Origin of the sequence: Lentzea californiensis (assembly GCF_024648825.1) — a bacterium.
In the GTDB taxonomy this organism is placed as follows: Bacteria; Actinomycetota; Actinomycetes; order Mycobacteriales; family Pseudonocardiaceae; genus Lentzea; species Lentzea californiensis.
The window spans coordinates 563,533-587,498 of record NZ_JANBBE010000002.1; the positions used below are offsets into that span (position 1 = coordinate 563,533).

A 23,966-nucleotide genomic window follows, 5' to 3' on the forward strand; every position below is an offset into this window, starting at 1 on the left:
CATGCTCAGGGTGGGGTTGACCGGGGGAATCGGGTCCGGCAAGTCGACGATCGCGCGGCTGCTGGCGGACGACGGCGCCGTCGTCATCGACGCGGACAAGCTTGCGCGCGAGGTCCTCGAGCCGGGGAGTGACGGGCTCAAGGAGGTCGTAGCGGCGTTCGGCGAGGACGTGCTGAACGCGGACGGGACGCTCGACCGGGCGGCGCTGGCGGCCAAGGCGTTCGCCACCGAGGAGGCTCGGCAGACGCTCAACGGGATCACGCATCCGCGGATCGGTGCGCTCACCGGGCAGCGGATGTCGGAAGCCGCCGAGGACGCCATCGTGGTGCACGACATCCCGTTGCTGGTGGAGCGGGACATGGCGGCCGTGTACCACCTGGTGATCGTCGTCTTCGCGGACTCGGCCACGCGGCTGGAACGGCTCGTCACGAGCCGCGGGATGGACCGGCGGGACGCCGAGAACCGGATCGCCGCGCAGGCCACCGACGAGCAGCGCCGGGCCGTCGCGGACGTGTGGCTGGACAACAGCGGCGAGGTCCCGGACATCACGGCGTTGTGGGACCGGCTGGTGGGATTCGAGAAGAACGTGCGCTCCGGCTCGTACGCGTCCGGGTCGCCGATCGTCGTGCCCTATGACGAGAGGTGGCCGGCGCAGGCGCGGCGGATCGCGCGCCGGATCAGCCTGGCGGCCGGTGGGCGGCACGTCGAGCACATCGGATCGACGGCGGTGCCGGGGCTCGCGGCCAAGGACGTGCTGGACTTCCAGCTCGCCGTCGAGGACATGGAGACCGCGGACGATCTGCGGGAGGCGCTGGCACAGGCCGGTTTTCCGTACGTGGGGCCGTACGTGGACACGCCGCGCGGTGAGGGCGACTGGAGCAAGCGGCTGCACGCCGGGGCCGACCCGGGGCGGCGCGTGAACCTGCACCTGCGCGTCGAAGGTGCTCCGAACTGGCGGTGGGCGGTCGACTTCCGCGACTGGCTGCGGCACGACGCGCAAGCTCGCGAGGAGTACGCGGCTCTCAAGCTCGAGCTGTCACAACGGTTCGCGGGCGACGCCGGCGCCTTCGCCTACGGTGAGGCGAAGGAACCGTGGATGGAGGCGGCCGCGCAGCGCGTCGAGGCCTACAGGGGCGGCCAGGAGTCGTAGATGCCGTGCCACGTCAGCCACGACGTCAGGTTGTGGTTGACGTTGCTGAGCTCTTCGAGGGTGCGGTGGACCGTGCGCAGCGCCTGGTCGGCGTCGCCCGGTCGCAGCACGCGGCCCGCGACTGCTGCGGCGAAGTCCTCGCTGCGCACGATGCGGGCCGTGGTGCCGCCGGGGACGGCCAGGCCGAGCAGCAGATCCGTGGTCTGCCAGTGGCGGTGGTCGCGCTCGACCCGCACCGCGGACAGCACGCTCGGGCTGCTGCGCGCATGCCGCGAACGAGGGCGGTGAGTGGTCAGGCGCAGACCCAGTTCGGGCATCAGCCAGGTTACTTCGGAGTCCGAGAACGGGTCCTCCGGAGTGGGGTGCTCGATTCGCAGACCCCACCGTTCGGGATAACACGAACTAAGAGTTCGCGAGCCACCCGAAGAATACGAGCGCACGCCCGAAATGGTGTCGACGACATCGACCAACTGAGGTGTAGTGACCGCTCCCACGCCGCCGAGCGTAGTCAAATATGTGCTCGCAGTTACACGCTGGGTCGATTTGTTACGTCACGGTCAGGTGACGAACACGCTCTGTGTATCAACGCCAGGTCGTAGGACAACCCGAATAGGTGAGCCACCTGACCACATCGTGACCGTGCGCTGAAATTCCGGACACCGCCGAGTAGGTGGTTTCCAGTGCCCATTGCGCGCGTTCCGCGGACAACAGGTTGTGTTGAACTGCGGAGATCAACTCGTCCGTGTCCAAAACAGTCACGCTGTGGCCCGTTCGGACTATCAGGTCGAGGTACAGATCGGTTGTTTTCCACACGCTGCCGATCGCGTTGATCTCCACGACGTCCACGTAGAAGTCGAAGTCGAGCTGATGACCGGGGTGCCAGGACTGGCGCGTCACGCGGATGTTGAGCTTCGGCAGGAACCAGCTCTCGAAGTGGCTGATCTTCGGATGCCCCGCGAGCGGCCGGAACATGTAGAGGCCGGTCGGTGTGAGCCGGAACTCGTCGACCCTCCTCAGCTGCCCCTTGGGGTCGGTGTTGCTCTTGGCGTCCAGGTCGAAGTACTCGATCTTCGGCGGATGGATGTGTGCCACGTCCGCGATACTGCCATCGCCGGGCGCCGCGGCCACTTAGGATGCCGCGCATGTTCGGGATCATCCGCCCCTGTCGCAACAGAATGGGCGCTGAGCTGCGGTCCGCGTGGCTGTCACACCTTTGTGGAATGTGCCTGTCGTTGCGCGACGAGCACGGTCATCTCTCGCGCCTCGTCACGAACTACGACGGGCTGATGATCTCGGCCGCGGTCGAGGCGCAGTCCGGGGTCTCGCGGCGGACCGCCGGACCGTGCGCGTTGCGCGGCATGAAGTCCGCGGACGTGGCCATCGGCGACGGTGCGAGGCTGGCGGCCTCGGTGTCGCTCGTGCTCGCGTCGTTGAAGATCCAGGACCACGTGGACGACGGCGACGGCCTCGCCGGCCGGCTCGGGTGGGCGGGGCGCGCGGTGGCGCAGCGCTGGGCGTCCAAGGGGCTCGGAACGGCGTCCGACCTCGGGTTCGACGCTTCGGTGATGGTGGACGCGGTGCGGCGCCAGCCCGAGGTGGAGGCGGGCGCGGGGCTGGGCAGTTCCGTGCTCGTGGTCACCGAACCCACGGAGACCGCGACCGCGTTCGCCGTCGGGCAGACCGCGATCATCGCCGGCCGGCCCGGCAACGTGGAGCCGTTGCGCGAGGTGGGACGGTTGTTCGGGCGGGTGGCACACCTGATCGACGCCGTGGAGGACCTGGAGGAGGACCGAGCGTCCGGCGCGTGGAACCCGCTGCTCGCCACCGGGACGCCCGTCGAGGAGGCGCACCGGCTGTGCCTGGACGCGGTCGCCGGGATCAGGCTGGCGCTCGGTGACGTGGAGTTCACCGACGCGCGGCTCGTGCACAAGCTGCTGGTGCACGAGCTCGAGGAGTCGATCATCCGGGTGTTCGGCAAGCGCAAGCGGCACGACTACCCGCCGGGCAAGCCGCGGTGGTCGGATCCCGGCAGCGGGCTGTGGTCGTACCCCAGGCTCAACTGGCAGCGACAGCCGCGCGGGTGCTTCGAGGGCTGCGGGGCGTTCCTCTACATGTGCGGGACCTGCCAGTTCTGCTGCCGCGACCCGTTCCCCGGACCGTGGAGCGACAAGCGGCGCGACGGCTGCGATCCCGGCCCCGACTGCGGCCCGAACTGTGACTGCGACTGCAACTGCTGCCCCTGCGACTGAGGTCTTCGAGGGGGTCTGACCAGGCGCAATCGGAAATTGTCAGACCCTCGGCGTAACGTGCTTCCCGTGGCTTTCGCAACCGAGCTCCCGCCAGAGGAAAGCACCGTCAAGGCGCACTCCGAGCACCGTCCCGTCGGCGACATCGAACGCACCGACGGGCAGTTCCGCGTGGTCAGCGACTACCAGCCGGCGGGCGACCAGCCGGCGGCCATCGCCGACCTCGAACGGCGCGTGCGCTCCGGCGAGCGCGACGTCGTGCTGCTCGGCGCCACGGGTACCGGCAAGTCGGCGACCACGGCGTGGCTGGTCGAGAAGCTGCAGCGCCCGACGCTGGTGATGGCGCCGAACAAGACCCTGGCCGCCCAGTTGGCGAACGAGCTGAAGGAGCTCTTCCCGCACAACGCGGTGGAGTACTTCGTCAGCTACTACGACTACTACCAGCCCGAGGCGTACATCCCGCAGACGGACACGTACATCGAGAAGGACTCCTCGATCAACGACGACGTCGAGCGCCTGCGCCACTCGGCCACGATGTCGCTGCTGACCCGGCGCGACGTCATCGTGGTCGCGTCCGTGTCGTGCATCTACGGCCTGGGCACGCCCCAGTCGTACCTCGACCGCTCGATCCCGCTGGAGACCGGCGTGGAGGTCGACCGCGACGCGTTCCTGCGCCTGCTGGTCGACGTCCAGTACACCCGCAACGACATGTCGTTCACCCGCGGTTCGTTCCGCGTGCGCGGCGACACGGTCGAGATCATCCCGTCCTACGAGGAGCTCGCCATCCGCGTCGAGTTCTTCGGCGACGAGATCGACAAGCTCTTCTACCTCCACCCGCTCACCGGCGACGTGGTGAAGGAGGTCTCCGAGCTCCGGATCTTCCCCGCGACGCACTACGTGGCGGGCCCGGAGCGCATGGAGCGCGCGATCCGCGACATCGAGGCGGAGCTGGAGACGACGCTCGCGCAGATGGAGCGCCAGGGCAAGCTGCTCGAGGCCCAGCGGCTGCGCATGCGCACCCAGTACGACCTGGAGATGATGAAGCAGGTCGGCTTCTGCAACGGCATCGAGAACTACTCGCGCCACATCGACGGCCGTGGCCCCGGCACGGCACCGGCGACGCTGATCGACTACTTCCCCGACGACTTCCTGATGGTCATCGACGAGTCGCACGTGACGGTGCCGCAGATCGGCGGCATGTACGAGGGCGACGCCTCCCGCAAGCGCAACCTCGTGGAGCACGGCTTCCGGCTGCCCTCCGCGATGGACAACCGCCCGCTGACGTGGGAGGAGTTCGCCGACCGCATCGGCCAGGTCGTGTACCTGTCGGCCACCCCGGGCCCGTACGAGATGGGCCAGGCCGGCGGCGAGTTCGTCGAGCAGGTCATCCGCCCCACCGGTCTCATCGACCCCGAAGTGGTCGTGAAGCCGACCGAGGGCCAGATCGACGACCTGGTGCACTCGATCCGCGAGCGGGCGGAGCGCGACGAGCGCGTGCTGGTCACGACGCTGACCAAGAAGATGGCCGAGGACCTGACGGACTACCTGCTGGAGCTGGGCATCCGGGTCCGGTACCTGCACTCCGAGGTCGACACCCTGCGCCGCGTCGAGTTGCTGCGCCAGCTCCGTCTCGGCGACTACGACGTGCTGATCGGCATCAACCTGCTGCGGGAGGGTCTCGACCTCCCCGAGGTGTCGCTGGTGGCGATCCTCGACGCCGACAAGGAGGGCTTCCTGCGGTCGGGGACTTCTCTGGTGCAGACGATCGGCCGTGCCGCTCGAAACGTGTCCGGTGAGGTCCACATGTACGCGGACCGGATCACCGACTCGATGCGGCACGCGATCGACGAGACCAACCGGCGGCGTGAGAAGCAGGTCGCGTACAACCTCGAGCGGGGGATCGACCCGCAGCCGTTGCGGAAGAAGATCACCGACATCCTGGAGGCCGTGTACTCCGAGATCGAGGACGAGGTTCCGGTCGGCGGGTCCGGGCGGAACCAGTCGCGGGGGAAGCGAGCTGCTGGGGAGAGCGGCCGGTCTTCCGGAGTGGTGGCTTCGGCAGAGCGGGCTGGGATGGCTCGGTCCGAGTTGGCTGATCTGGTGCAGTCGCTGACCGATCAGATGATGAACGCTGCCCGGGATCTGCAGTTCGAGTTGGCTGGGCGGTTGCGGGACGAGATTCAGGATTTGAAGAAGGAGCTGCGGGGGATGGACGCGGCCGGGGTCAAGTGATCCTGGGCGCGCGGGTTTCGTAAGTCGTCCCCCTGGTTCGTGGCGGCTGCCTGTTTGTTGTTCGTAGGTGGTCGGGTTGCGGGCGTTGCCTTGCGAGACGCGGCCGGGCAGGTGGTTGGGTTGCGGGCGGCGGGTTGCGGCTGAGTGCTTCCCCCTGAGGGCTCTGCCCTCAGACTCCCGGCACTCCCAAAGGAGCCGGTCCACGCCGCTCGTGGGTTGATGGCACGCCCGTTGCTGTGGGCGGCTTGCTGTTGCGTTGGTGGTTGCGTTGGGTGGTGGCTCCCCCGTCTAGCGCACCGGAGTCGGCGCGGCAAAAGCTCAGGAGCGCTAGACGGGGGAGCCACCACCACTCCCGTGAGGAATGACTGCTCGCCTGCGGCATCGCGTGCGGTTGGCCTGTCCACTGTGGAGGCGATGTGGATGCTGTGGGTTAGATCGCTGTGTGCGGTGCGTAGTCCTGTGCGCTTGTAACGATTCGCGCCTCGCGCGTAAATCCCCCTCTGGGGTGAGATGTTCACGGACTGCTTTCGTCAGGGCCGTGGGCGGCCATGATCTCGGGGTGGATGTGGACTCCCACCTTGCCGCGGTGGAGCAGGCGCTGATCGCTGTGCGGCGTAGTCAGTCTCGTCGGGCCTTGGCCGAGTTGGCTGTGCCTGCGTTTGACGTACTAGATGTTGTGGAGACGGCGGAACGGACTGGGGCTCAGGCCACGGTTTCCAGTGTTGCCTTGGCTTTGCACGTTGATCAGCCTCGTGCCAGCAAGCTCGTGACCAGTGCTGTCGAGGCCGGGTTGGTGGCGAGGATCGCGGACAAGGCCGATGGGCGGCGGGTGTTGCTCGTGCGGACGCCTCGGGGGCGGGCTACGTCCGCTGAGCTGCATCGGGCCCGGCAAAGTGCCTGTGCTGTCGCCATGGCGGACTGGACTGAGGAGGAGCGGGTGGTTTTCGCCCGGTTGCTCACTCGTTTTGTTGCCGTGTTCGGCGCGCGATAATCCTGTTGTGACACTGGATGAGTTGATCGTCTACTGCGCCGGCAAGCCTGGCGCCGAGGAGACGTATCCGTGGGGCGAGACCGAACTGGTGTGCAAGGTCGGCGGGAAGGCGTTCGCCTTCATCGGGCTTGACGTGCACACCGTCGGGTTGAAGTGCGGTGCCGACGCCGAGGCTGCCTCGGTGTGGCGAGAGCGCTTTCCCGGTGACGTCACGGTGAGCGGGTACGTCGGGCGGTACGGCTGGAACACCATCGCGCTCAAGGGGTCTGTGCCCGACGACGACCTGTTGGAGCTGGTCGACGGCTCCTACGAGGCCGTCGTCGCGCGGTTGCCCAAGGGGAGGCGGCCCGCTGTCTAGCGTTCTTCCGGCTGGATGATGCCGAAGATGTTGTTCTCGGTGTCCTTGTAGTAGGCGAGCAGGCCCACGCCGGGCATCTTGTCCTTGGGCAGGGCCACGGTGCCGCCGTTGACCTCGATCGCGGCGATGGCCACGTCGATGTCGGCCACGCCGATCGTCATGACGTAGCCGTGGACCGGTGCGTCCGGGGCCGGGTCCGGGCCTCGGCGGGGGAGCAGGCCGCCGTCCACGCCGGGCTGGTCGTCGTCGCCGGTCACGATGGTCCAGTAGGGGAGGTCGCCCCACTGCTCGATCTTCCAGCCGAAGACGGAGGAGTAGAAGTTCCGCGCCCGCTCGGGATCTGCGGCGTGGATCTCGAAGTGCACAGGACGTGACATGGGAGGGCACGCTACTCCGGACAGTGGTTGTCCGCATTGGTCTCTACGGTGGCCGCATGGCAACGGAAATGCAGATCTCGTTCGACGCGGCCGACCCGCCCAAGCTCGCTGACTTCTGGGCGCAGGCACTCGGTTACGTCCAGCAGCCGCCGCCTCCCGGCTTCGCCACGTGGGAGGAGTTCGCGGTGAAGAACAACATCCCGTTCGACTCGGTGGACGACTACGCGGCGATCATCGACCCGGACGGCAAGGGGCCGCGGTTCCTGTTCCAGCGCGTGCCCGAGGGCAAGACCGCGAAGAACCGCGTCCACCTCGACATCCGGCCGGGTCTCGACGCAGTGGCCCGCCTGGTTTCGCTGGGCGCCACGCGGGTGCGTGAGCACAACGACCAGACGGGCCACTGGGTCGTGATGCTCGACCCTGAAGGCAACGAGTTCTGCGTGAGCTAGCTCGTGATGTCCTTCGTCTTGAACTGCCGTGCCGCGAGCAGCGTGAAGATGCCGCCGTAGGCGAGCGCGGAGAACGTGCCGCGTGCCATCTCCGACCAGTCGATGTCGGTCGAGAGCAGGTCCGCCCACGCCATCGCGTAGTGCGTCGGCAGGTAGTTGCGCAGGTCCCCGAGCGGCTCGATCTGGTCGAGGATCTGCGACACGATCGAGACGAGCACCGTGCCGCCGACGGCGCCGAGAGGCGCGTCGGTGGACACGGACAGGAACATCGCGAGGCCCGCCACCCAGAACAGGTTGATCGAGATGTAGATGACGGCGAACGCCATGGCGAGCACGCCGTCACCGAACGGAGCCGCCTCGCCGGTCGGGCTCACCACCTCGCCCGTGCCGTACCAGGCCACGCCCACGCCCAGGGCCACCGCGGGGAGCAGGGCGAGGGCGAAGACGCTGAGCAGGCCGCTGCTGATGGCCTTCTGGCGCAGCAGGCGGTGCCTCGGGATCGGTGCGGCGAGCAGGTACTTGAGGCTCGACCACGACGCTTCGGACGCGATCGTGTCGCCGAAGAACAGCGCCACGATCATCGGCAGCAGGAAGCTGCTGCTCACGAACAGCGTGAGCACCACGAAGTTGATGCCGCTGGCGGTCGCGAGGTCCACGAAGCCGCCGGAGCGGCGGTTCGGGTCGGACTGCCCGATCTCGAAGCTCGCCGCGAGGATGAACGGCAGCAGCACCAGGAAGGCGAGCACGAGCTGGGTCCTGCGGCGGCGGATCTGCCGTTGCAGCTCCACGTGGATGCGGAGCGTGCGGCGCGCCTTGTAGCCGACCGACGAACCGTCCGGCGCCACCTTGGTGTGCTGCTGGGCGGCGGCGTCGGTGAGGTCCTTGAGCGCGCCTGGGTCGGTGTGGACGCTGTTCTCGTTCACCGGTCCACCTCCTGCGGGGTTGGTGCCTTCGTGCGGTTCGGGTTGGCGGTCCGCACGGGTGCGAACGCGGGTGTCGCCGCGATCTCGTCCGCCACGTCGAGGCCGGCCTCGGCCAGCACCTCGACGGCGGCGGGGTTCGGGGCGTCCGCCGTGGCGGACGCCGCTGCCATCAGGAAGTCATTCACCGACCAGCTCCAGGAACGCGTCTTCCAGCCTGCGTCGCGGGCCCGCCTGGTCCACTGCCACACCGGCCGCCACGAGAGCGGTCAGTGCGACGGAGCGCGGGACGCCGTTCATCGACGCGTGCACGGCGTCCTCGTCCTCGTGCACGTCGTGCACGCCTTCGAGGCCCCGCAGGACATCGGCTGCCTTCGAGGGGGAGTCGACGCGGAACGTCGCCTCGCCGCCTCCCGCCGCGATGTCGGCCACCTCGCCGGCGGCGACGAGCTGACCCTTGTGCATCACGACCACGTGCGAACAGGTCTGCTCGACCTCGGCCAGCAGGTGCGACGACACGACGACCGTGCGGCCGGCCGCGGCGTAGCGGCGCAGGACCTCGCGCATCTGGTGGATCTGGGGCGGGTCGAGTCCGTTGGCCGGCTCGTCCAGGATCAGCAGGTCCGGGAGGCCGAGCATGGCCTGGGCGATCGCCAGGCGCTGGCGCATGCCCTGGCTGTACGTGCGCACGCGGCGGTGCACCGCCTTGCCGAGGCCCGCGATCTCCAGTGCCTCGTCGAAGTGCGCCTCGTTCACCGGCCTGCCCGTCGCAGCCCAGTACAGGTGCAGGTTCGCGGCGCCGGAGAGGTGCGGCAGGAAGCCGGAGCCCTCGACGAACGAACCGATGCGCGACAGCACCGGAGCGCCCGGCGTGACCTTGTGGCCGAAGACCCGGATGTGACCCTCGGACGGGTGAATCAGGCCCATCACCATGCGCAGCGTCGTGGTCTTGCCGGCGCCGTTGGGGCCGAGCAGACCGAGGACCATGCCGTGCTCGACGCGGAACGAGAGGTCCTTCACGGCGGTCACGCCGCCGGGGTAGGCCTTCGTCAGGTTCGAGATGACCAGCGGCACTTCGGCGAGGTCGGGATCGGAGTCCTGCGCCATGCGGCGGCGGAACATCGCGATGATGCCCGAGCCGATCAGCACGAGCAGCGCGATCGCGATGCCCCACAGGGCTCCCGTCGGGAAGCCCTCGGTGACGTTGCGGCCGGACACGACGGGAACCGAGATCTCGTCGGAGGCCAGCGAGATCCGGTACGCGGCGGGCTGCTCGGCGTTCGCGAACGCCTGGTCCGTCGTCGACACCACGAGAGCCAGCTTGTGCTCGCTCTCGACGGGACGGACGGCGCCGGGCAGCGTCACGGTCACCTCGGCGGCGGAACCGTCCGGCGGCAGCGCCACGCGGAACGGCGCGACGATCGAGCCGGGCAGCGTGCGGGTGCCGTCCGCGGAGACGTCGTAGAGCTTCGCGAACAGGATCGCCTCGCCGGAGCTCTGGTCACCGCGCGCGACGCGCAGCTTCACCGTCGACGACCCGGTCAGCAGCACCTGCGAGTCCAGGGCGTCCGAGGTGAAGACCGCGGCCTGACCTGGCATGTCGAGCGACAGCCGCGACGAGATCGCCGACGACCGCGACAGCGCCGAACCCAGGCCCGGCAGGTTGCTGATCGACGCCGGGTTGCCGCCCGCCGGGTTCACCACGACCTGTTCGCGCCCGCTGAGCTTCAGCGTCTTGCGCTCGGTGGAGGAACCCTGGGCGAGACCGGGGTACGACGGCGCCACGACCGTGCGCAGCGACGGCTGGCCGGACGAGCGGAACGCGCCCTGCACCGTGTACTCGAAGCCCGTACCGGGATCGGTGCCCTTGCCGCGCAGGTGGAAGTCCATCCAGTCGGCGATCTGGCCGCGCAGCGCGGTGCCAGGGTTGCCGCCGTCGTGGCCGCCCGCGTACCAGACCATCTTGACCGGGGCGCCGGCCGCGGCGATCTGGCGCGCGGTGGCGTCGGACTGGTCGAGGCCGAACAGGGTGTCCTGCTCGCCCTGCACCAGCATCGTCGGCTGCTTGATCTGGTCGGTCACGGCCACCGGGGACGACTTGCGCAGCAGGTCGAGCGTCTGCTGCGAGGCACGGCCCTTGGTGGCGACCTCGGTGTAGGCGGCGCAGACCTCGGGCGTGAAGCGGCCGCACGCGCCCAGTGACGGCGTGGGCGGCTGCTGGCCCTGGGCGCCTGAACTGCCCCCTGGCTGCTGCTGAGGTGCCTGCACGGAGTTCTGGCTCGGTTCCCGCTGGCCCTGCTCGGGCGCGTCACCCGTGGGCGACGAGAGGTCGATCGACGTCATGCCCGCGGAGAAGAAGATGCCCGCCCACGAACGCTTGAAGACACCGTCCTCACCGAACGCCGTGGCGGACGGGGTGGCGTCCGCTCGCGGTGTCGCCAGCGCCGAGTTCGGCAGCAGCGCCTGCGCGAGGTCGTTGTAGGTGATGACGGGGACGAGTGTGTCGACGCGCTTGTCGACGCCCGCGAGCAGCAGTGACAGCGCACCGCCGTATGACGCGCCTGTCACGCCTACGCGGGGGTCGCCTCCGCTGTCCTTCTCCACCTCGTCACGTGTGCCGAGGAAGTCGAGGAGCTTCTGCGCGTCGCGGACCTCGCGGTCGACGGAGTTCAGCGCGATCTGGCCCGTGCTGCGGCCGAAACCACGTGCGGACCACGTCAGGACGACGAATCCGCGCCGGGCGAACTCCTCGGCCTGCGTGTGCACGCTGCGCAAACTGCCGCCGAAGCCGTGCGCGAGCATGATCGCGGGCGCGGGCGTCTGCTGTGGGAGGTAGAGGCGCGTCTCGATCGTCACCGTCTGGGCGCTGTCAGCGCTCTCAGGTGCGTCGATGTTCGCTTCTTTGAAGGAAACGGCTACGGGGTCGTCTCCGGATCGAGTGAAGTACACGCCACCTGCGACGAGGGCGAGTACCACGATCAATGCGGGGATCGTCCACCTGCCGCGAAGGCGGGAGAGGCGGGACACGTCGCTGACGATATGCGAGTTTTGCTGAGAACGTCCTGTCGGGATCCGGCGGCGGTCTCAGCATCAGTGGATCTTCAGCAGGGCTTCAGGTAGTGGTCTGCTCAACCCGAACGACACGCTGGGTATTCCCATCGCACCTGGTCGCGTGGGTCTGCTCACCCTGTGTGGCGCTAACCGCTCCTCGTAGAGCACAATATTGACGCAGCATGGAGGGGAGTACTCCCTAAGCAGCGGTGTCGTCAGTACGGAGCTCGGCGTGGAGCTCCCGGTGCCGTTGGTCGTTCGAGAGATCATCTCGGCGGCGGAGGAGACCTCCGGGTTTATCTGGCATGCGCTGAGAATCCCGGAGGTTGGGTTGTGAACGTCCCCGCATGGATGTGGATCGCGACGATCGGTGGTCTGCTCGTTCTGCTCGCCGTGGACCTGGTGATCGTCGATCGAAAGCCCCATGAGGTGACGATCGGTGAAGCCGCCCGCTGGGTGATCTTCTACGTGGCGATGGCCGCCGTCTTCGGCCTCGGCATCTGGTACTTCTCAGGTGGTCAGTACGCGACGGAGTTCTTCGCCGGGTACATCACCGAGTACTCGCTGAGCGTCGACAACCTCTTCATCTTCTTGATCATCATGACGACGTTCAAGGTGCCCGCGATCCACCAGCACAAGGTGCTGCTGATCGGCATCCTGCTCGCCCTCGTCATGCGTGGCATCTTCATCGCGGCCGGCGCGGCGCTCATCGCCAAGTTCAGCTGGGTCTTCTTCATCTTCGGCGCGTTCCTCATCTACACCGGCTGGCAGCTGGCGCGGGAGACCCACGACGAGGAAGAGGATTACAAGGAGAACCTGATGCTGCGCATGGTGCGCAAGGTTTTCCCGGTGACCAACGAATTCCACGGCTCCAAGTCGTTCATCAAGATCGACGGCAAGCGCTTCGTGACCCCGATGTTCATCGTGATGGTCGCGATCGGCTCCACCGACCTGCTCTTCGCGCTCGACTCGATCCCCGCGATCTTCGGCCTCACCAAGGAGCCGTTCCTGGTGTTCACGGCCAACGCGTTCGCGCTGATGGGCCTGCGCCAGCTGTACTTCCTGCTCGGCGGCCTGCTCGCGAAGCTCGTCTACCTGTCGATCGGCCTGTCGGTGATCCTCGGCTTCATCGGCATCAAGCTGATCCTCGAAGCCCTGCACACCAACACCCTGCCGTTCCTCAACGGCGGCGAGCCCTTCCACGTGCCGACGATCGGCATCGAGGTCTCCCTGTCGGTGATCATCGGCGTGCTGGCGATCACGACGATCGCCAGCCTGCTCAAGGTGCGTCGCGACCCGGATTCGGTGAAGCACATCGGCGCCGACGCGGACGCCAACCACTAGCTACAACGGGGAGACGCCGTTCTGGTAGACGGCGCGGACGGCCTGCTTCAGGGTTCCGGCCTTCACGTGCTGTTCGGCGTCACCCTCCACGAGTACGAGATCGGCGAGCTTGCCTGGTGCGAGCTCGCCGATCTCGTTGCCGAGGCGCATGAGCTCGGCGGCGGACTTGGTGGTGGCGTAAAGCGCCTCGGCCGGGGACATGCCGTACTCGACCATCAGCGTCAGCTCGTTGAGGTTGTCGCCGTGCGGGCCGACGCCGGAGTCGGTGCCCATCGCGATCTTCACGCCCGCCTCGTACGCCTTCTGGAACGCCTGGAAGTGTTGCGAGACAACGGCATTCGCCTTGTCGAGGATGACGTCCGAGATCGCCATGCCGGCGGCGGCCTGGTCGAGCACCATGCGCGGAGCCATCAGCGTCGGCACGAGCCACGTGCCGTTCTTGAGCATCTCCTCAACGCCCTCGTCGGTGAGGAACACGCCGTGCTCGATGGACCGCACGCCGTTGCGCACGGCCGTGAGGATGCCGTCGCCGCTCATCGCGTGCGACATCACCGCGATGCCCGCGGCGTTGGCCTCCTGCACGATCATCGCGATCTCCTCGTCGCGGAAGTGCGCGTGACGAGGGTTGCTGCGCGGGGACATCACGCCGCCGCTCGACGCGATCTTGATGATGTCGGCGCCGTGGCGGACCAGCGTGCGGATGACCTTGCGCAGTTCCTCGGGACCGTCGGCGACGGTGTCCGGCAGGCCGGGGTGCAGCGGGGGCGAGATGTGGGCGCCGCACTGCATCCAGTCGTCGTTGTGGCCGCCGGTCTGCGAGACCATGTTGACCGCGATCTGCATGCGCGGGCCCTGGACCAGACCGCGCCGCACCGCCTCCGCGACACCGAGGTCCGCGCCGAGCGCGTCGCGGACCGTCGTGATGCCGCACTGCAGCGTCGCTTTCATGTTCCCGATCGCCTCGTAGAACGGCAGCGAGAACGGCGTGTTCAGCGACCGCACCAGGTCGGCGCCGCTGAACATGAAGTGCACGTGGCAGTCGAACAGTCCCGGCAGGATCGTGTGGCCGGTCGCGTCGACCACGGTGTCGCCGTCGAGCCCGATGCCGACGTCGACGATGCGGTCGTTCTCGACCACCACGTCGCCGGGCTCCGTCGCCCGGCCGGTGAAGACCCTGCCCCCAGAGAACACGATGCGCGTCATACGCGGGAATCTATGCGCTGAGTCAATTTTTGTGATCGGTCAACAAATAACTCTGAGCGTTGCTAACAAGTTCTGTTAGCGTCCACGCCGTGCGCCCTGAAGACCTGCAGCTGCTCACCACGCCCGGCACCGTCGCCGTGTCCGGAGACCTGGTGCTGGTCAGCATCACCACGCCCGACCTCGACAAGAACACCTACCGGGGCGGTCTGCACCGGGTGTTCCCGGATGGCACGACAACACCGTGGACGCACGGTGATCGTGACAATGCGCAGCGCATTTCTCCCGACGGCAAGCTGGTCGCGTTCCTGCGCGTCAGTGGAAAGTCGAAGCCGCAGCTCTACGTCGTTCCGGTGGACGGCGGCGAGCCTCGCCGGCTGACCGACCTGCCGCTCGGCGCCGGTGCCCCGGTGTGGTCGCCGGACTCGTCGCGCCTCGTCTTCGTGGCCCGAGTGCCCGAGGCCGGCCGCTACGGGACCACCGACGACGGCCCGGAGTCCGAGGCGCCGCGCCGCATCACGCGCCTGGACTACCGCGTCGACGACGTCGGCTTCCTCGCCGACCGCCGCCCGCGCCTGCACGTCGTCGACCTGGACGGTGTCGTCACCGAGGTCACCGACGGCGCGCACGACGTCTCCGACCCGGCCTGGCTCGACGACTCGACGCTGGTGTTCGTCGCCCCGCGCGACCTCGGCGTCTCCGAGACCCTGCACTCCGACCTGTACGCGGTTCCCGCCGCCGGCGGCGAGGTCTCACTGCTGGTGCGCGGCGCCGGCGAAGTCTCGATGCCGTTCGTCGCCAACGGCTCGCTCTACTGGCTGGGCACCGAGTTCACCGGCATCGAGGCGGTCGCGCGCAACCACGGCCTGTGGAAGTCGCCGGTGGACGGTTCCGCTCCCGTCCGCCTCACCGACGTCGAGACCGTCGACGTGGAAAGGCTTTCGGGCCAGCCCGTCGCCGACTCGTCGGGCGTGCTCCTGGTCGTGCGCAACCGCGGCGCCCTGGAACTGCAGCGAATCCCGTTCGACGGCGGTCCCGGCGAGGTGCTGGCGGGTTCCTCGGCAGCCGTCCGTTCGTTCGCGACCGACGGGTCCACTGTGGTCGCCGTCGTGTCCACCCCGGACAGTCCCGGCCAGGTCGAGTTCGTCGGAACCGGTGTGCGCACGGCGTTCTCGTCGGTCCCTGCCCGCCGAGTGGTCGAGCTCTCCGGTTCCGCCTCCGACGGCTACCCGGTGCACGGCTGGCTCGTGCTGCCCGAAGGCGACGGCCCGCACCCGGTCGTCATGGCCGTGCACGGCGGCCCGTTCATGTACCACAGCTGGGGTTTCTTCGACGAGGCCCAGGTCTACGCCACCGCGGGCTACGCCGTCGTGCTCCCGAACCCACGCGGCTCGGCGGGCTACGGCCAAGCCCACGGCCAAGCCGTGATCGGCAAGTTCGGCACGGTGGACGTGGACGACGTCCTGTCCCTTTTGGACGTAGCACTAGCCCGTGAGGACTGCGATCCCGAACGAGTCGGCGTGATGGGCGGCTCCTACGGCGGCTTCATGACCTCGTGGCTGTCCGCGCACCACGGCGAACGCTTCAAGGCGGCCTGGAGCGAACGCGCCGTCAACGCCTGGGACTCGTTCGGCGGCTCCTCGGACATCGGCTACTTCTTCGCTGACGCCTACTGCGGCACCGACCCCGAGGCGCAGCGCGCGATGTCACCGCTGACCTACGCCGAGAAGATCAACCTGCCGTTCGCAGTCGTCCACTCCGAGCACGACTGGCGCTGCCCGCTGGAACAGGCGCAGCGCATGTTCGTGGCGTTGAAGCGGCGCGGGGTGGAGACGGAGATGCTGATCTTCCCGGGGGAGGGGCACGAGTTGACCCGGTCTGGGCAGCCGCGGCACCGGAAGCAGCGGTTCGACGCGGTGCTGGAGTGGTGGGACCGCTACCTCAAGGCCTGACCTGCCGGGTGAGGCTGCTCCGATCTCCGCCGGAGCAGCCTCCCGCGGTCAGCTGATCTGGACGCAGGACGCCCTGTTCTGCCAGTTGGTCGACCCCTGCCTGAGGTCGGCGCTCTGGTCGACCTGGGGGAGCCGCTGCTGGGGCAGTCACGGGAGTCGTAGAGCTTCTCGTGGCGGCCACTAGCGCTGCTTGCTCGGCCGGCGCTACCTGTGCCCGGAGAGGCGGAGGCCTGAAGCGCATCGGTGATGCGCACCTGACGCTCGGTCGTCGTGCTGATGCGCTACGCACGGGAAGATGCGTTGGTGAGCCTGAAAGCGCTGCAGCGTGCCACCTCGCAGACGTGCGGTGGAAGCTGGCCGAACTCGACCGACGTGAACCCCTTCAAGCGTGCCAAAAGTTCTTGCGCAGGCAGAAACCGGCGTCGAACGCCGCGAGGTCCTACCGGTTCTCCGCCTCCCGCACGTCCAGATCGCGTAGCCGAGACTGAAGCACCGCACCGGTTCGCCAGTTACAACAGAGCTGGTCGACCGCTCAGCCAGGCTCCCCCGCGCGCTTCCTCCTGTCGCAACGCGCGAACCTCCGATCTGGTTCCCGCTCTGTCCACAGGCTAGCCCGAGACGGATCGCCGCAGGTCAGCGAACTGTTTGCCTGTGGACAACTCGCGATCATGCAAGCTGTCACCCGAGCAGTGTGTAGTTCAGCTCCTCGCACACGCGCGCCAACGGCAGATCGAGACCCGGATGGTCGAGTGGAAGCAACACGTCCGGGGCGGCCGGTAACCCAGAGGCACCCGGCGGGTCCCAAAGGCAGATCGCCGGATCCCCGGAGTCCATCGAAGACCGGTACCAAAGCCCGTCCAACTCCGGGTAGGCCGCACGAATCGCCCGCGACCACGCCTGAGTCACCAGCTTCGGTCCGGTCGAGATCTCCTGCGACGCCCCGACGCGCGTGGGCCACAACCCGCCCAGGTCCAGCAACCGCAAAGTACGGCGAGGCCGGAGCACCACCAGGAACGGCGAGCGGGTGCGGCGGTCCACGATCGACGTCGCCTGGAAGACCTCCGCTATCGACGTGCGGACGGAGAGGCCGAAGTACAGGACGCCGTTCTCGTGGTCCTGGACCGGGCTGCCGTCGTCGGCCGGTTGTTGTGCGTCGAAGCGCGCGTGGGGGAGTGGGCCCGTGTAGCGGAACGTGTTCCAGCGCTGGGGGTGTGAGCCCTTCGCGGTGAAGACGCGGACCAGGCGGGTCGCCCGGTGCACCGCCACCACGTCCTCGGTGCGGCGCAGGTGCGCTTGGAGCACGGCAGGGGCAGGCGGCTGCGGAAGCCGTGACATTCGGGTCCTGTCGGGTGTTCGGGAAAGCTCAGGCAGGTGTGCCGAGCGTGGAGGCCAGGGTGCCGACTCGGCGCGGGTCTCCTCCTGCGAGGAGCCAGTCGCGCGGGGTCGCGGGCTTGCCGTCGACGGGCAGGTCCTCCTGGAGGGTGGTCATGAACGCGGCTACCACGAGTGCCGGTTGGTCCGTCGGGATGTCCGCCAGGACGGTTTCCAGGCCCGGTAGGACACCGGTGCCCGCGAACTGCCACGCGGGCAGGCGCCAGCTGCCCCTGTCCTTCCAGCCCACGAGCCTGCCGACGCCGAGGCGGTGCCGGATGCGGCTGGTGTCCACCTGGAGCTGGCGGGCGGCCTCGTTCACGGTCAGCGCCGAGTCGCGCAGCACCGCGTGCGCCACGACCGTGCGGGTGCGTGGCTTCGCGTCACCGGGGCCCGCGGGCGAGAGGTCGAGGCCCACGTCGGTCAACGCCGCCTGCTGGTCCGGCGTGAAGTAGGTGGCCGGTTCCGGGTGTGGCGGGGCCAGCCTGCGTGCCGCGTCGGACACCAGGGCCAGGAACTCGTCGGGACTCACCTGCAGGCCGGCCTTGGCCAGCACCGTCTCCAAGGCTGGACTCATGCGCACAGAATAGCCCGTGCGTGCGCATCTGTGCGCCCTACGAACGGTCTAAACAGGAACGGTTGACGTTGTGCGCTCACATGACGACGCTACGTTAGAATCACCGGTCCGGACCGGTGACATGGGCCTCATGTGGCACATCGATACCATTCCCCGATGCAGCTCGACCGCACCGCCAAGCGGGTCGTGGTGGCGTGGTCCGCCGTCATGGTCGCCACACTCACCTACGTCATGCTCCGCCCGCCGGGGTGGTCGCTCGACCTGCGCGTCTACCGCAACGGCGGCGCGGCGTTCCTGAAGGACATCCCCCTCTACGCCGAGGGCTTCGCCAAACCGCTCGGCGGGCCTGACCTGCCCTTCACGTACCCGCCGATCGCGGCCGTGCTGTTCAGCCTGCTGGCGCTCGTGCCGCTGGGTGTCGCGATCTTCGCGGTGGCGGTGGCGAACCTCGCGATGCTCACGGGGTTGTGCCTGATCGCGGCAGGACGGGTGGTCGGCTGGGGTCCGGACGCGGTCAAGTGGGGGCTGGGCGCGGCGGCGGTGTCGTCGATCTTCGACCCGCTGCGCGAGACGCTGTGGTTCGGTCAGATCAACCTGTTGCTGGGTCTGCTGGTGATGGCCGACTGCCTGCTCGAACGCACCCGCTGGTGGCCGCGCGGCGCGTTGATCGGACTGGCGGCCGCGATCAAGCTGACGCCGGCGTTCTTCGCGTTGTTCTTCGTGGCGCGACGGCAGTGGAAGCCCGTGTTCGTGTCCATCGGGTCGTTCTTCTTCTTCGTGCTGGTGGGATTCCTAGTCTCCTTCGGCGACGCGAAGGAGTACTGGACGCACGCGCTGCTCGACCCGGGCCGCGTCGGCCGCCTCACCTACGCGTCCAACCAGGCCATTCGCGGCACGCTCGCGCGCTTCGGCCTGGAGAACGGCGCCCAGGTCGGCGTGTGGCTCGTGCTGGCGCTTCTGGTCGTTGCGACGGTGTGGTGGCTGGCCTCGCAGCTCGGCGAGATCGAGGCGTTCTTCGTCGTGGCGATCGGCGGCCTGCTGATCTCGCCCGTGTCGTGGGGCCACCACTGGGTGTGGATCGCGCCCGCGCTCGTGCTGCTCTCACGGCCTGCACTGCGCCGCCACTGGGCGTCGTGGGCGGTCGTGGCGGTGTTCGCCATCGGGCCGCACTGGCTGTTCCCCCGCGACAACGACGTCGAGCGCGACTGGTCGTGGTGGCAGCAGGTGATCGGCAACCTCTACGTGTTCATCGGGGTCGCCGTGCTGGTCACGCTTGCCGTGCGCGTGGTGCGAGACCGCCGTCGAGCTGCTTCGACCGCAGGCTGAACAGCACCAGCACCACGCCCCACAGGATCGCGAACACGCCGATGGTGATCACGAACGCCGGCGCGCCGGTGACGATGTATAACCTCGTTCGGTGCTGATCCGGGTGGCTGACTGGGAACGGATCCGGTCCGGCGAGATCACGCTGCAGTTCCGGCGGTGGAAGCGGCCGACTGTGCGCGCCGGCGGGACGTTGCGGACGTCGCTGGGCGTCCTGGCGATCGACGCGGTGGACGTCGTGTCGCGGGTGTCGCGGGCTGAGGCGGTGGCGGCCGGGTTCCCGACCGTGACGGCGCTGAAGTCCTCAGTGGACGGACGAGAGGGCTCGCTCTACCGGATACGCCTGCGTTTCGTGGGCGAGGATCCGCGCGCCGAGCTGCGTTCTTCGTCCGATGTGGACGGACTGGAACTGCGGGAGGACGCTCTCGCATTGCTGCGGCTGATCGCGGCCAGCCCCGGCGTGCGGGCCGCGGACCTGGCCGCTTCGATCGGCCGCGAGAAGCTGCCGTTCAAGGCGGACGTCCGCAAGCTCAAGGCCAAGGGGCTCACCGAGTCCCTCGAAGTCGGGTACCGCCTCTCCCCGCGGGGAGAGGCGTACCTGCGAACCCTGGACTAGCTCTGACCCGTGATGATCGAGACCGCCCTGTCCTGCGTCTGCTCGTTCACCTCGGCGATCTGGAAGCCGCGCGCCACCGCGTGCGCCACCAGTTCCGGCTCCGGCGGCAGGCCGTACTTGCGCAGGTAGTGCGGCACGGCGCCGGCCCAGATCCACGTGCCGTCGGTGCGGAAGTTGAGCGGCACGTCCTGCTCGCCGCTCTGCGAGAACTCGTCGAGGTCGTAGCTGCGCGCGGCCAGCACGACCGGCGCCGACTCGAGGTAGTTCAGCAGACCGTCGAGCACCTGCGGGTCGACCGGCTGACGGTTGACCACTATGCGGCCGTCGTCGTTCTTGCCGTCGTACACGCGGGCCGTGCGCAGCTCACCCGATCCGGTCTGCGGCTGGGCGGCCGGCACCTGGAACTCCTGCGGCGGCTGCTGAGGCTGCTGCTGGGGTTCCGGCTCGGGCGCGGGCAGCGGCGGCAGACCGACGCGCTGGCGCCACCAGTCCGGGATCTGCCGGTCCGGCCGCGGGAACGTCTGCAGTTCGTCGCGGAAACCGATGGGCGGCGGCGCGTTGCGCCAGCGCGGTTCGTCCTCGGCGTTGAAGTCCACCGTGAACGCCGCGGGCGCCTCGATCTCGTACGTCGCGCTCAGCCACGTACCGCGCTCGGGGTGGTACATGCCCCCGCGCAGGTGCCCGAACATCTGCACGACGTCCATCGGCGGACGCACCGGTCGCAGCTGGCCATCGGGCCCGGCGAACGCCAGGTCGACCTCGATGTGCCTGCCCGCCGCGCGGTACTCGGCCCGGATGCGCTGCCAGCCCTGCGGTACGGCCGGCAGCATGGCACGGCCGATCTGCCGCACCAACTGCTGCTGGTCCTGCTCGCTCAGTGGTGTAGCCGGCTGGCTCATGTGGTTCTCGCCCCTCTCCCCGTGAAAGCCCGCTGATCTTATCGGGCCACCGCGACGCGTGCGGGCCGGTCACACACCGCGCGTCGTTCACCACACTCTGAGTGGGTGTGGGGCCCTGTGGTTCCGGTGATGTCTCAGTTGTTCCCTGCTCGCCGGACCAGGCCGGGGCCACCTCGTGCCGGTGCGGACGCGCTGGCCCCGGAGTGCTGGTCCAGCCTGGCACGCAGCCAGTCCGGCAGGACGCCGGCCGAACCCGCCCGGCGCAGTTCCTCCTGGTAGGCCTCGGGAGGCGGCGGAGTGGTCCAGTGCGGTTCTCCGGTGCGGTTGAACTGGAGGTTCTCGCGGCCGGTGTGCTCGACGTCGAGCTGTGCGGAGCACCAGGTGGTCCGCGGTCCGGTCATCGACTGGCGGACCTCCCGGAACCGTTCGGTCGCGGCCCGCGGCGGCGCCCACTGCAACATCCGGCCGGTGAGGTCGCGCACGAGCGCGGTGGTCTCGGCGTGGTCACCGATCTCGCGGAAGTGCACCTGGGCGTAGGTCCACCCGATCGGCGCCGTCTGCTTGACCTGCTGTCCGACGTGCCGCGCGTACATGACGTGCTGGGGCGGGCCGCCTGGTTCCACCGCGGGAGTTCGAGGCCCGGTTCCAGCTCCCGGCGCAGCCAGCGAGGCCGCCAGGCCTCCGCCCGCGGGAATACCTCCAGGTCCTCCGCCCACACTTCCGGTGGGATCGGCGGGTCCCACACCGGGTCGACCTCGAAGTTGTACTCGGTCTGGGTGTTGCCGGGCGGGTCGATGGTGAAGCGGACGGAGAACCAGGTGCCCTTCTCCTGCTCCCACAACACTTCGCGGAGATCGGAGAACGGCCGGCGCAACTGGCCGGCGGGAAGCGCGCGCTGCCGCACCGACCCGTCCTGGTTCAGCGTCGCGTACTGGTAGTGGTCCACGCCGGCCGCCATCAACACCTTGAGGTCGACGCGCGCCCAGTCCGGACCGATGTCCTCGAGCAGCTTTCCGCCGACCCAGCCGAGGATCCGGCCGGCCGTGTCGTGGCGCTCGGCCTGGGAGGGCCTGGGGTTCGTCATGTCGCGGGGAACTCCCCGGCTCGGTTTCCGTCGCCGTCTGAACCGGTCAAAGTTGCTTCTCGCCGACCCAGGTCCCGTCGAGGAGGTTCTGGGGGAGGTAGTCGGATTCGACGGTGATCTCGACGCCGGCGTCCTTGGCGAGACAGGCGATGGCGAGCACCCGCCAGGCGACGAACCCCTCGGGATCGTTCGTGCGTTCCGAGGTCGCGGTCCAGTAGCTGTTGTGGAGCTCGAGGGCCTTGGCGAGCGAGTCGTTGAACCTCGCGTCCTCGCGCTGGGTGAGCAGGTAGAAGAGCTCCATGGGCGGGTAGAGGAGCTTCGCGGTCATCTCCGCCCCGGCGATGGTGCCGGCCTCGGGGTCTGCACCCTGCATGGCGCTCAGCAGCGTGTCGACCAGGCCTTCTTCTGAACGCCAGTAGAGCTGGAGGGTCTTGGTCCACTCGTACTGGAACTCGTCGGCCTGGCCGCCGGAGTCGCGCAGCGCGCCGATGGGGAACGCGGCGAGGAGGTCGATGCGCGGCCGGTCGCGGCAGATCATGGCCAGCGCCATCGCGCTGTTCCACTCGCCGGCGTTTGCCGAGGACTTCGGGCCGGTCGCGGGCAGGGTGATGTCCCTGTCCTCGATCCGGAAGGTCACCTCACCCTCGGACTGACCGGTCAGCGCGAAGATCGCGCCACCTGCCTGCTCGGACAGCGCCACGGCGTTCCACGTCGTGCCACTGGCGGCAAGAGGATCCCCGGCGGTGCGGCAGGCCGCTTCGCTCTTGGAGTCGCGGTGCAGGAACGAGAAGACGACGTGCGGGTTGCGGTCCATCCCCACGAGCCGGTCATCGAGGGGATCCGCGGAGTACTCCGCCTGCGCTTCTGCCTTCGCGACATCGGTCTGATGCCGGGCGATGGTGACCACGACTCCGGACCGTCCTCTCGTTCACAGCGACATTCGGTGCCCGGGACCTGGCCTGGTCACGTGGGGAACTCGCCGACCCAGTTGCCGTCGAGCAGGGTCTTCGGCAGGTACTCCGACTCGACGTCGATCGTCATACCGGCGTCCTTGGCGAGTGCGGCGATCGCCAGGAGCGGGAACGAGACGAACCCGTTCGGGTCACCCCTGCGGTCCTCGTCCTTCGTCCAGAACCGTTGGTGCAGTTCGAGTGCACGAACGAGAGAGTCGTTGAACTTCGCCTCGTCTCGTTGGGTGAAGAGGTAGAACAGCTCGATCGGTGGGTACAGCAGTTCCAGCACCAGCTCGGGAGCTGCCACCCGCAACGCGTCGGGTTCGGTTCCCTGCATGGCGGCCAGGAGGGCGTCGACGACACCGTCCTCGCCGCGCCAGTAGAGCTGAAGCGCCTTCACCCAGTGGTAGACGTAGTCGTCGAAGTCGGCGCCGGATCCGCGGAGCACCTCTTCCGGCACCGAGGCCAGGACGTCGACGCGCGGCTTCTCCCGGCAGATCATGGCCAGCCACAACGCCCTCAGCCAGTTGCCCGCGTCGGTGTCGATGGTCGGGCCCGTGCCCGGGATGCGCCAGTCCTTGTCGCGCAACCGGAACTGCGCCTCGCCGCCGTCCGCGAGCGCGGTGACGAAGATGGCCGAATTCGCCTGCATCGCCAGCACGACGCTTTCCCAGGTCGGCAACCACGTCGCCGTCGGGTCTCCCGCGGTGTGGTACTCGAACTCCATCAGCGCGCGGTTGGTCACGCTGTTCAGCGCTCGCGGGTTCTTCGCGACCAGGTCGATGAAGACCTGCGTCTTCTTCGCCAGGCCGGCGGCCTGCTGGTCCGCCCACTGCTGGTCGATGTCGTGACGGGCGACGACTCGCACCGAAG

24 protein-coding genes are annotated in these 23,966 nt (G+C 68.5%); 10 read left to right on the forward strand and 14 right to left on the reverse strand.

The features are described from left to right. Position 1: 1 nt before the first annotated feature. On the forward strand, positions 2-1,150 hold the full coding sequence (gene coaE / locus LX88_RS13600) for a dephospho-CoA kinase (RefSeq protein ID WP_258948111.1): 1,149 nt from the start codon (positions 2-4) through the stop codon (positions 1,148-1,150). Here coaE and LX88_RS13605 read toward each other — a convergent pair. Then, complete coding sequence (locus LX88_RS13605) at positions 1,126-1,467, reverse strand: hypothetical protein (RefSeq protein WP_258948112.1); 342 nt, start codon at positions 1,465-1,467, stop codon at positions 1,126-1,128. The two genes, coaE and LX88_RS13605, sit on opposite strands and share 25 nt — an antisense overlap. Positions 1,468-1,732: 265 nt before the next feature. Further along, positions 1,733-2,242: a ribonuclease FAU-1 family protein gene (locus LX88_RS13610; protein WP_258948113.1), complete on the reverse strand. Its 510-nt coding sequence runs from the start codon at positions 2,240-2,242 to the stop codon at positions 1,733-1,735. 50 nt (positions 2,243-2,292) lie between these two features. Between LX88_RS13610 and LX88_RS13615 the strand changes: the two genes are divergently transcribed. From LX88_RS13615 to LX88_RS13630, 4 genes are all read left to right on the forward strand, one after another. Beyond that, positions 2,293-3,399: a DUF5685 family protein gene (locus LX88_RS13615; protein ID WP_090067779.1), complete on the forward strand. Its 1,107-nt coding sequence runs from the start codon at positions 2,293-2,295 to the stop codon at positions 3,397-3,399. 66 nt (positions 3,400-3,465) lie between these two features. After that, positions 3,466-5,628: an excinuclease ABC subunit UvrB gene (uvrB, locus tag LX88_RS13620; protein ID WP_258948114.1), complete on the forward strand. Its 2,163-nt coding sequence runs from the start codon at positions 3,466-3,468 to the stop codon at positions 5,626-5,628. A 361-nt stretch (positions 5,629-5,989) separates the two neighbouring features. After that, complete coding sequence (locus tag LX88_RS13625) at positions 5,990-6,619, forward strand: MarR family winged helix-turn-helix transcriptional regulator (RefSeq protein WP_258948115.1); 630 nt, start codon at positions 5,990-5,992, stop codon at positions 6,617-6,619. Positions 6,620-6,626: 7 nt separating this feature from the next. After that, positions 6,627-6,977 carry an MmcQ/YjbR family DNA-binding protein gene (locus LX88_RS13630; RefSeq protein WP_090067783.1) on the forward strand — a complete coding sequence of 117 codons (351 nt, stop codon included), beginning with the start codon at positions 6,627-6,629 and terminating at the stop codon, positions 6,975-6,977. Here LX88_RS13630 and LX88_RS13635 read toward each other — a convergent pair. Beyond that, positions 6,974-7,354 carry a VOC family protein gene (locus tag LX88_RS13635; protein WP_258948116.1) on the reverse strand — a complete coding sequence of 127 codons (381 nt, stop codon included), beginning with the start codon at positions 7,352-7,354 and terminating at the stop codon, positions 6,974-6,976. The genes LX88_RS13630 and LX88_RS13635 overlap by 4 nt on opposite strands. Before the next feature lie 56 nt (positions 7,355-7,410). Here LX88_RS13635 and LX88_RS13640 point away from each other — a divergent pair, with 56 nt between their 5' ends. Further along, positions 7,411-7,803 carry a VOC family protein gene (locus LX88_RS13640; RefSeq protein WP_258948117.1) on the forward strand — a complete coding sequence of 131 codons (393 nt, stop codon included), beginning with the start codon at positions 7,411-7,413 and terminating at the stop codon, positions 7,801-7,803. Here LX88_RS13640 and LX88_RS13645 read toward each other — a convergent pair. The 3 genes from LX88_RS13645 to LX88_RS13655 are packed head-to-tail and all read right to left on the reverse strand — an operon-like array spanning position 7,800 to position 11,750. Next, a complete protein-coding gene (locus tag LX88_RS13645) occupies positions 7,800-8,726 on the reverse strand; it encodes an ABC transporter permease (protein ID WP_090067790.1) in 927 nt (308 codons plus the stop codon). The genes LX88_RS13640 and LX88_RS13645 overlap by 4 nt on opposite strands. Continuing rightward, the gene (locus LX88_RS13650) at positions 8,723-8,911 is read right to left on the reverse strand and encodes a hypothetical protein (protein ID WP_258948118.1); all 189 of its coding nucleotides are present in this window, start codon (positions 8,909-8,911) and stop codon (positions 8,723-8,725) included. Before LX88_RS13650 ends, LX88_RS13645 begins: the two co-directional genes overlap by 4 nt. Continuing rightward, on the reverse strand, positions 8,904-11,750 hold the full coding sequence (locus LX88_RS13655; protein WP_258948119.1) for an alpha/beta fold hydrolase: 2,847 nt from the start codon (positions 11,748-11,750) through the stop codon (positions 8,904-8,906). The genes LX88_RS13650 and LX88_RS13655 overlap by 8 nt, the downstream gene beginning before the upstream one ends. A gap of 357 nt (positions 11,751-12,107) precedes the next feature. On the opposite strand from LX88_RS13655, the gene LX88_RS13660 reads away from it, so the two are divergent. Further along, entirely contained in the window at positions 12,108-13,118 is a 1,011-nt protein-coding gene (locus LX88_RS13660; RefSeq protein WP_258948120.1) for a TerC family protein, read from the forward strand. Here the strand turns inward: LX88_RS13660 and LX88_RS13665 are convergent, their stop codons facing one another. Continuing rightward, positions 13,119-14,321: a metal-dependent hydrolase family protein gene (locus LX88_RS13665; RefSeq protein WP_258948121.1), complete on the reverse strand. Its 1,203-nt coding sequence runs from the start codon at positions 14,319-14,321 to the stop codon at positions 13,119-13,121. Between the two features lie 89 nt (positions 14,322-14,410). Here LX88_RS13665 and LX88_RS13670 point away from each other — a divergent pair, with 89 nt between their 5' ends. Beyond that, positions 14,411-16,270: a S9 family peptidase gene (locus tag LX88_RS13670; protein WP_258948122.1), complete on the forward strand. Its 1,860-nt coding sequence runs from the start codon at positions 14,411-14,413 to the stop codon at positions 16,268-16,270. 678 nt (positions 16,271-16,948) lie between these two features. Here LX88_RS13670 and LX88_RS13675 read toward each other — a convergent pair. Both LX88_RS13675 and LX88_RS13680 read right to left on the reverse strand, forming a co-directional pair. Then, positions 16,949-17,605, reverse strand: coding sequence for an RES family NAD+ phosphorylase (locus LX88_RS13675; protein ID WP_030466547.1), 657 nt, complete (start codon positions 17,603-17,605; stop codon positions 16,949-16,951). A 28-nt stretch (positions 17,606-17,633) separates the two neighbouring features. Further along, positions 17,634-18,218 (reverse strand): DNA-binding protein, encoded by a 585-nt coding sequence (locus tag LX88_RS13680; protein WP_258948123.1) that lies wholly within the window; start codon positions 18,216-18,218, stop codon positions 17,634-17,636. A gap of 156 nt (positions 18,219-18,374) precedes the next feature. On the opposite strand from LX88_RS13680, the gene LX88_RS13685 reads away from it, so the two are divergent. Further along, complete coding sequence (locus LX88_RS13685) at positions 18,375-19,544, forward strand: glycosyltransferase 87 family protein (protein ID WP_258948124.1); 1,170 nt, start codon at positions 18,375-18,377, stop codon at positions 19,542-19,544. Between the two features lie 91 nt (positions 19,545-19,635). Then, positions 19,636-20,157 carry a hypothetical protein gene (locus LX88_RS13690; RefSeq protein ID WP_258948125.1) on the forward strand — a complete coding sequence of 174 codons (522 nt, stop codon included), beginning with the start codon at positions 19,636-19,638 and terminating at the stop codon, positions 20,155-20,157. Here LX88_RS13690 and LX88_RS13695 read toward each other — a convergent pair. The 5 genes from LX88_RS13695 to LX88_RS13715 all read right to left on the reverse strand — a co-directional run bounded on the left by LX88_RS13695 (position 20,154) and on the right by LX88_RS13715 (position 23,961). Further along, the gene (locus LX88_RS13695) at positions 20,154-21,056 is read right to left on the reverse strand and encodes a hypothetical protein (protein WP_258948126.1); all 903 of its coding nucleotides are present in this window, start codon (positions 21,054-21,056) and stop codon (positions 20,154-20,156) included. The two genes, LX88_RS13690 and LX88_RS13695, sit on opposite strands and share 4 nt — an antisense overlap. A 134-nt stretch (positions 21,057-21,190) precedes the next feature. Next, a complete protein-coding gene (locus LX88_RS13700; RefSeq protein WP_258948127.1) occupies positions 21,191-21,457 on the reverse strand; it encodes a hypothetical protein in 267 nt (88 codons plus the stop codon). Continuing rightward, entirely contained in the window at positions 21,454-22,140 is a 687-nt protein-coding gene (locus LX88_RS13705) for a hypothetical protein (RefSeq protein ID WP_258948128.1), read from the reverse strand. The genes LX88_RS13700 and LX88_RS13705 overlap by 4 nt, the downstream gene beginning before the upstream one ends. A 46-nt stretch (positions 22,141-22,186) precedes the next feature. After that, complete coding sequence (locus LX88_RS13710) at positions 22,187-23,047, reverse strand: immunity 49 family protein (RefSeq protein WP_258948129.1); 861 nt, start codon at positions 23,045-23,047, stop codon at positions 22,187-22,189. Between the two features lie 56 nt (positions 23,048-23,103). Continuing rightward, positions 23,104-23,961 carry an immunity 49 family protein gene (locus tag LX88_RS13715; protein WP_258948130.1) on the reverse strand — a complete coding sequence of 286 codons (858 nt, stop codon included), beginning with the start codon at positions 23,959-23,961 and terminating at the stop codon, positions 23,104-23,106. Positions 23,962-23,966 lie beyond the last annotated feature (5 nt).

Bases quoted from the DNA above. Each gene is read 5' to 3' on its own strand.
- coaE (WP_258948111.1), top strand. From the start codon at position 2: ATGCTCAGGGTGGGGTTGACCGGGGGAATCGGGTCCGGCAAGTCGACG.
- LX88_RS13605 (WP_258948112.1), bottom strand. From the start codon at position 1,467: ATGCCCGAACTGGGTCTGCGCCTGACCACTCACCGCCCTCGTTCGCGG.
- LX88_RS13615 (WP_090067779.1), top strand. From the start codon at position 2,293: ATGTTCGGGATCATCCGCCCCTGTCGCAACAGAATGGGCGCTGAGCTG.
- LX88_RS13625 (WP_258948115.1), top strand. From the start codon at position 5,990: ATGACTGCTCGCCTGCGGCATCGCGTGCGGTTGGCCTGTCCACTGTGG.
- LX88_RS13635 (WP_258948116.1), bottom strand. From the start codon at position 7,354: ATGTCACGTCCTGTGCACTTCGAGATCCACGCCGCAGATCCCGAGCGG.
- LX88_RS13640 (WP_258948117.1), top strand. From the start codon at position 7,411: ATGGCAACGGAAATGCAGATCTCGTTCGACGCGGCCGACCCGCCCAAG.
- LX88_RS13665 (WP_258948121.1), bottom strand. From the start codon at position 14,321: ATGACGCGCATCGTGTTCTCTGGGGGCAGGGTCTTCACCGGCCGGGCG.
- LX88_RS13675 (WP_030466547.1), bottom strand. From the start codon at position 17,605: ATGTCACGGCTTCCGCAGCCGCCTGCCCCTGCCGTGCTCCAAGCGCAC.
- LX88_RS13680 (WP_258948123.1), bottom strand. From the start codon at position 18,218: ATGAGTCCAGCCTTGGAGACGGTGCTGGCCAAGGCCGGCCTGCAGGTG.
- LX88_RS13685 (WP_258948124.1), top strand. From the start codon at position 18,375: ATGCAGCTCGACCGCACCGCCAAGCGGGTCGTGGTGGCGTGGTCCGCC.
- LX88_RS13695 (WP_258948126.1), bottom strand. From the start codon at position 21,056: ATGAGCCAGCCGGCTACACCACTGAGCGAGCAGGACCAGCAGCAGTTG.
- LX88_RS13700 (WP_258948127.1), bottom strand. From the start codon at position 21,457: ATGACCGGACCGCGGACCACCTGGTGCTCCGCACAGCTCGACGTCGAG.
- LX88_RS13705 (WP_258948128.1), bottom strand. From the start codon at position 22,140: ATGACGAACCCCAGGCCCTCCCAGGCCGAGCGCCACGACACGGCCGGC.